The organism is Saccharomonospora halophila 8 (genome assembly GCF_000383775.1).
Classification (GTDB): Bacteria; Actinomycetota; Actinomycetes; order Mycobacteriales; family Pseudonocardiaceae; genus Saccharomonospora; species Saccharomonospora halophila.
The window spans coordinates 9982-16015 of the sequence record NZ_KB912567.1; the positions used below are offsets into that span (position 1 = coordinate 9982).

At 72.2% G+C, this 6034-nt stretch carries 6 protein-coding genes and 1 pseudogene; 4 read left to right on the forward strand and 3 right to left on the reverse strand.

Annotation, left to right across the window (positions count from 1 at the left end):
* The first annotated feature begins 210 nt into the window (after positions 1-210).
* Entirely contained in the window at positions 211-837 is a 627-nt protein-coding gene (locus SACHA_RS0115970; protein WP_019811349.1) for a copper resistance CopC family protein, read from the forward strand.
* 149 nt (positions 838-986) lie between these two features.
* Here the strand turns inward: SACHA_RS0115970 and SACHA_RS0115975 are convergent, their stop codons facing one another.
* Positions 987-1874: a phosphotransferase family protein gene (locus SACHA_RS0115975; protein ID WP_019811350.1), complete on the reverse strand. Its 888-nt coding sequence runs from the start codon at positions 1872-1874 to the stop codon at positions 987-989.
* A 30-nt stretch (positions 1875-1904) separates the two neighbouring features.
* Positions 1905-3281, reverse strand: coding sequence for a helix-turn-helix transcriptional regulator (locus tag SACHA_RS0115980; protein WP_019811351.1), 1377 nt, complete (start codon positions 3279-3281; stop codon positions 1905-1907).
* A gap of 286 nt (positions 3282-3567) precedes the next feature.
* Here SACHA_RS0115980 and SACHA_RS0115985 point away from each other — a divergent pair, with 286 nt between their 5' ends.
* From SACHA_RS0115985 to SACHA_RS0115995, 3 genes are all read left to right on the forward strand, one after another.
* Positions 3568-3861: a hypothetical protein gene (locus SACHA_RS0115985; RefSeq protein ID WP_019811352.1), complete on the forward strand. Its 294-nt coding sequence runs from the start codon at positions 3568-3570 to the stop codon at positions 3859-3861.
* 12 nt (positions 3862-3873) lie between these two features.
* The gene (locus SACHA_RS0115990) at positions 3874-4317 is read left to right on the forward strand and encodes a hypothetical protein (protein WP_019811353.1); all 444 of its coding nucleotides are present in this window, start codon (positions 3874-3876) and stop codon (positions 4315-4317) included.
* Between the two features lie 507 nt (positions 4318-4824).
* Positions 4825-5511 carry a TetR/AcrR family transcriptional regulator gene (locus SACHA_RS0115995; protein ID WP_019811354.1) on the forward strand — a complete coding sequence of 229 codons (687 nt, stop codon included), beginning with the start codon at positions 4825-4827 and terminating at the stop codon, positions 5509-5511.
* Positions 5512-5517: 6 nt separating this feature from the next.
* On the opposite strand, the pseudogene SACHA_RS22590 reads toward SACHA_RS0115995, so the two are convergent.
* A pseudogene (locus tag SACHA_RS22590) lies at positions 5518-6034 on the reverse strand (amino acid deaminase/aldolase); the annotation flags it as partial.

Sequence of the window (6034 nt, forward strand, 5' to 3'; positions counted from 1 at the left end):
GCCCGGCGTGCCGACCGGCCCGGACCCGGGCTCCCGGGCCCTCGCGGTGCTGCGGCACCGGGCTCACCCCCTCCGTGGGCCGCCCGCGACCTCCTGACCGACGACGGATCCGACTTTGACGACATTCCACGGTTTCAGGAGCGACTCTTGTCGATGTCGACACAACGATTCCCCACCCGGCGGGCCACGCCACCGCGGCATTGGACCGGCGTGCCGGCCGTGCTCGCCGTCGCGCTGGTGGGAGCCCTGACGACACTGACGGTGCTCGTCGGTGCCCCGCCCGCCGCCGCGCACAACGTGCTCATCTCGTCGGACCCCGCCGACGGTGACCGGCTCGCCACCGCACCCGAGGCGGTCACCCTCACCTTCGACCAGCCGGTCCAGGACGCGGGCACCAACGAGGTGGCCGTCACCGGCCCCGACGGCGAGGCGTGGGCCGAGGGCACCGTCACGATCGACGGTGCCGAGGCCACCGCGCCACTGCGCCCGCTGGGCCCCGCGGGCGAGTACGTCATCGGCTTCCGGGTGCTCTCGGCCGACGGCCACCCGGTCAGCGACGAGATCCGGTTCACCCTCACCGAACCGGGACCGGCCGCCGGGGACACCGGCGGGCCCGGCACCGACGGCACCGCGGAGGGCGATCCGCCGCCGCCCTCCGTCCGGCAGGTCCCGGACAGCGTCGTGCCGGAGGACCCGGCAGCGGGCGACACCACCGACGGCACCGCCGACGACGACCCCGCGGGCGTGCCCGTGTGGGTCTGGGTGATCGGGGCGGCCGCACTGCTGGTGATCGGGCTCGGCGTCGCGTTGCGGATGGGCCGTTCGCACGAGGACTGACACCGTCCGGCCCCGTCCGGCCCCGTCCGGTGGAGTTCGGCGCGACCGAAGTCCACCGGCCGGGGTGCCGCGCGGTGTCGTCCGGAGCCACCGACCCCGAAGCGACGAGCGGCCGGAAACCGTCGCCGAACGTGTCGGGGATGCCCCGTTCAGCGGTACCGGACCCACCGCGTGTCGGTCCGCCCCTCCCGCAGATCCTCCAGACGGCGGTACAACTCGTGCCGGACCGAGGGGTGACTGCGCAGGATCGGGAGCACGCTCGTGGTGAGCTTCAGCTCCCTGGCCGCCCGCAGTGTGGCGAACCCGTCCCACGTCGTGACATCGAAGCCGTAACCGGCCGCGAGCTCGCGGTACCAGGAGGACGGGTCCCCGAACCGCTGCCGCCCCACCGCGAGCGGGGTGAGGTCCCACTCCGGGGGGCCGTGACTGCAGGAGTCGAAGTCGCACAGCACCGGGCCGTCCTCGCCCACGATGACGTTGCCGGGGTGCGCGTCGCCGTGGATAAGCCCGGGCGACATCGAAAACCGCAACGCCGCCAACCGCTGTTCGACCTCGTCGCACCGCCGCAGCAGGAAACGCCGGTCCCGGGCGGTCAACTCCTCGGCGTCGGCGATCCGCGCGCGGACGTCGTCCAACGGCGCCCACGGGCCGACCCCCTCCGGCGCGGGCAGCGCGTGGACCCGGCGCAACAACCCCGCCAGCTCTCCGGACGTCGCCCTGCGGCCGGTCTCGGGCACCCGGTGCCACACGGTCACCACGTTCTCCCCCACCACGAGGGGCTGGCGCACCCCGTCGAGCAGGCGGACGGCCGGGACGCCGTGCCGGGCGAAGTGCTCGGCCACCGCGACCACCTTGTACGCCCGGTGCCGCAGCGCCCGGGAGCCCACGATGCGCACCACGACGGGGTCGGCCGCGAGCGAGTACACCGCGTTGTTGGTGAACCGCAGCAGCGCGGCACCGCGGGAGTCGAGGCCGAGCCGGGCACACGCGGTGTCCAGGACGTCGTGCAACTGCTGTCTGGTGAACCGGCCGTCCAACCGCGCGTCCTCGCCCGTACCGGCCCGCCCCTACGCGAAGAACTGATTCATCCGCTCGGCGAGGTCACGCGCGTCGCTGTTGTTGCTGCGCCGCTGAGCCTCGTGCTTGAGCGGTTCCATGCGTTTCTCCACGCGCGCCGACTTGAGTCCCTCGGCACAGTCCAGCGCCTTCCCCCCGACCTTGGCACCGTGGTCGATATCGCCCTCCAGCAGGTGGTTGGTCGCCAGCATGCTGAGACTGAACGTCTTGCTGCGCGCCATGTCCTCGCCGTAGGAGTCGGTGGCCCTGCGCAACGCCGGGATGGCGTAGCGGGAATGGTTCGGGTCGACGTGCTGGGCCAGGGCCGTGTGCACCGTCCCGACCATGGCGTGCACGTCGGTCTCGTCGAAGAAGCGCACCCACGACTCCGCGTTGGCGAGGTCGGCACGGGCGAACTCGTCCTTCGTCCTGCCCAGCAGTTTCACGGCCTGCTCCTCGTTGCCCATCATGGCGTAGGCCCACGCCTCGTTGGCGCAGAGCACGGCCACCGCCAGCTCCGAACCGGAGTCCTGGGCGGCGAGCTGGCCGAGCTGGAACAGTTTCAGCGCGTCGTCGGGTGCCTCCTGGTGCAGATAGACCCGACCCATCCGGTAGAGGATGTTCGCGACCAGCGGGTTGTTCTCGCCGTGTTTGGCCAGATCCAGCGCCTGCGCGAAGTGGTTGCGCGCCGAGTCGACGAGGTCGATGTCGAACGACGTCCAGCCCGCGAGACTGTGCAGGTCGGCCAGCGCCACGAACAGCCGGGACTTCACCTGCTCGGTGCCACCGGCCTGGAGCATCTGCTGGCCCCAGGACAACTGGGCCACCACCGCGTCCCGGCAGAACCCACCGCCGTACTGGTAGTCGAGCGCCCGCAGCGCCCTGGTGGCCGCCTCGACCTGTCGGACGTCGGTGACGCCGATCCGCCCCGGCGCGGGTGTCCTCGCGGGGTTCGTCGCCCAGGCGGACGAGGTGGGCCCGAAGACCGCGGCCCCCATGGTGACCTGGGCTGCGTGCGCGAGGAACTTCCGTCGCTTCACGGACTCGTCCTCCTCAGCTTGCTGCTCGCCGGTGGTCCCGACGACCTCGTTCCGCGTGGCCTCGTCGTAGGCGAGGCCCATGTACCCCGGCCGGATCCCCAGGCCCTGGCAGATGCGCGAGAGCACGTCGTAGGCCATGACCTGCCGACCCTTGAGGATCTCCGACACCTCCGACTGGGACTGGCCGGTCATCGCGGCGATCTGCCGCTGCGAGATGCCGTGTCTGCGCAACTGCCGGTAGACCTCGCTGATGTCGCGAGCGGCGAGCGCGTCCCGCATCTCGTGGCCTTCCCAGACCTCCGGATCGATGCGACCGTGCGTGTCGTCCCTGTCGGCGTCGGTGTCCATTCCGCCCCTCCACAGTCGGCCTCGGGCGTCGGTGTGCAGCGTAAGCAACGTCCATTCAACCGCGCGAAGGCGCGTTCGGGGAGTCTGATCGGCCGGGCCGAACCTTCGGCGACCGCTCGGCGTGTCCGGGTTGCCGGTCGGCGCTACGGGATGCACTCGGGGTTCTCTCGGCGTTCGATTCGCCGCAATGTTGGGTAAGCGCAGGATGCGTGGCCGGGCGGACACCGTACGCAACCACGACCCGCCCCCGGCCATCCGGGGACGACCGAGACGGAACCGAGAGGACGTGAGGGACGTGCACTCGATCACAGCCGACCGTGCCGCGGCCGGCCCGTCCCGCGTCGACCCGCCCGGTGCCGGGGACCCGTCCGCCGACGACGCGCACCCCGACGCGGACGGTCGGGTGTGGCGTGTGCGGTGCGGCGACCTGATCAGCAGACACCGCTGCGTCACGGTGTTCGTCGATGCGGGCGAGGTGGTCCTCGTGGGCCCTCCCGGCGAGACGGCGCGTCTGACGCACAGCCAGCTCGGCCGACTCCGGGCCGCGCTCGACGAAGCCGCCGACCTGGCGGAAAGGTGACGGTGAGTTCCGGTGGACCAGATACTCGGGCAGGTGCTCCGCGACGCGGTGTGGGAACGCCTCGACATGCTCGCCGACCTCGCCGACCGTGCGGACGCACCGTCGCTCGTGTCCGTGGCACGCGCGGAGCTGCCCCGGCTGACCGAGGGATGGCGCGCGATGCTGCGGGCCCACGAACCGGACGAGCGGGGCGACTGCCCCACCTGCTCGACCAGATGGCACCGGTGCAAGGCGCCCTGCTCCGTCTGGCAGGTCGCCCACGACCACCTCGTCGCGGGCGGGCTGGCCCCGTCCCGGAATCCCACCCCGTCCCCTGCAACCCCGGTTCCATCGGCTGCTCCCGCTTCCCCGGTCCCCCCGCCACCCCCGGAGCAGCCGACGGGCAGGCATGCCCTGCTGCCGCCCACCCCCCGCTCCGAACCCCGACACGCCCTCGCCGGAGGGCGGCACCGATGACCCGGTCGGCGCCTCCGGCACGCCCGTCCGACGGTGTTCTCCCGCCGGACGGCCCCCGATCGCCGGCGGCCGGCTCGTGCGTACCCCCGAGCGTGACGAGTCCGGCCGCCGGCTCCTTCGCGAATCCTTTCGCGATTAATCGCAAAAAACCCGCAGACCCACTGGCGGTGGCCCTACCGGCCGGTTAGGTTGAGCGGGCGGCGGTCGGCTCCGAGATCGTTCACACGACGGAACCACCGCCCTGCCGACACAACTACACACCGCGCACGGGTGGCCGGGCCACTCGCCGAGTGTTCCGCCCGGTGATGCCGTGGTCGCCCGCGCACCCCGCCCCTGGTGGGCCCCGACTCCGCGGGCCGGTGCCGTTGCACTCCCCTCCCCCCGACCGGCACCGGCCCGCGGTTCCATCTCCTCCGAGCCTCGCGGTTCCCGTACCCGCGTTCACTCGTCGGTGACGCGGAGACCGGACACGATAAAGTCGCTGACCTGCACAGCAAGGAGCACGACGTGTCCGAGAACCAGACGGTGACCCCTGGCCCGACCCCGCCGGAACCGGACGAGACCGGCGACGGGACGGCCCGCACCGAACACACCCCGTTGCGGCGGCAACCCGTCCAGCAACGCAGCGCCCAGCGTGTGGAACGCATGCTGAACGCGACCGCCGAACTGCTCGACGAGGTCGGGTACGAGGCGCTGACCACCACGCTCATCGCCCGGCGTGCCGGTGTCGCCGTGGGATCGCTCTACCAGTTCTTCCCCGACAAGCGCGCCGTCGTCCAGGCGTTGACGCAGCGCAACCTCGAACGGTTCATCACGGCGGTCAACGACCGGCTCGACACACTCGGCCCCGGCCACTGGTGGGACGTCGTGGACTCGCTGCTGGACATCTACCTGCGCATGCACCGCGAGGTGCCGGGCTTCTCCCAGGTCCACTTCGGCGATGTGGTCGACCTGCGCCTGCTCGACGACCGGCGCACCAACAACACGGTGGTGACCGACGCGCTCGCGGCCCTGGTCACCCGACACGTACCGCTGTCGGCCGCGGAGGTGACGCTGCCGATCTCCGTCGCCGTCGAGGCGGCCGACGGGCTGTTGAACCTCGCCTTCCGCCGCGACCCGGACGGCGACCCGGACGTGATCGCCGAGACCAAGGAACTGATCAGGAGCTATCTGGCGGGCAAGTTCGGGGAGTGACGCCGCTCACCCGAAGGCCCGGCCCTCGCCCCGGTAGGTCGCCACGGTCCGGACCAGCCTCCCGTGTTCGATCAGATGGTAGTCGTTGACGTGCTCGGCGAGCTCCCCCGCCTTCGCGTGCCGGAACCACACCCGATCGCCCGGACGCAGCCGCCGGGCGGCCTCCCCGGTGACCGGGGTCTGGACCTCCCCGGCGCCCTCCACCCCGAGCAGCCGCAGTCCCGAGGGCAGGTACGGCGTCGGCAACCGGGACGGCCCCGGCTGACCCGAGGCGAGGTACCCGCCGCCGCCCAGCGTCACCACGTCGGCGCGGGGCCTGCGCACCACCGGCAGTGCGAACAGCACGGCGGGGCGCGGGGTGAACCGCGTGTACCGGGAGAACAGCGCGGACCCGATCAGCCCGGATCCCGCGGTGACCTCGGTGACCGCCTTCTCCGCGCGGGTGGACTCGACGCTCCCGGTGCCACCGCCGTTGACGAATTCGAGGTCGGTCACCCGCCGCACCGCGGCCACCACGGCGGCA

Excerpts from the sequence above, each read along its gene's own strand:
- SACHA_RS0115980 (WP_019811351.1), bottom strand. The coding sequence starts at position 3,281 with ATGGACACCGACGCCGACAGGGACGACACGCACGGTCGCATCGATCCG.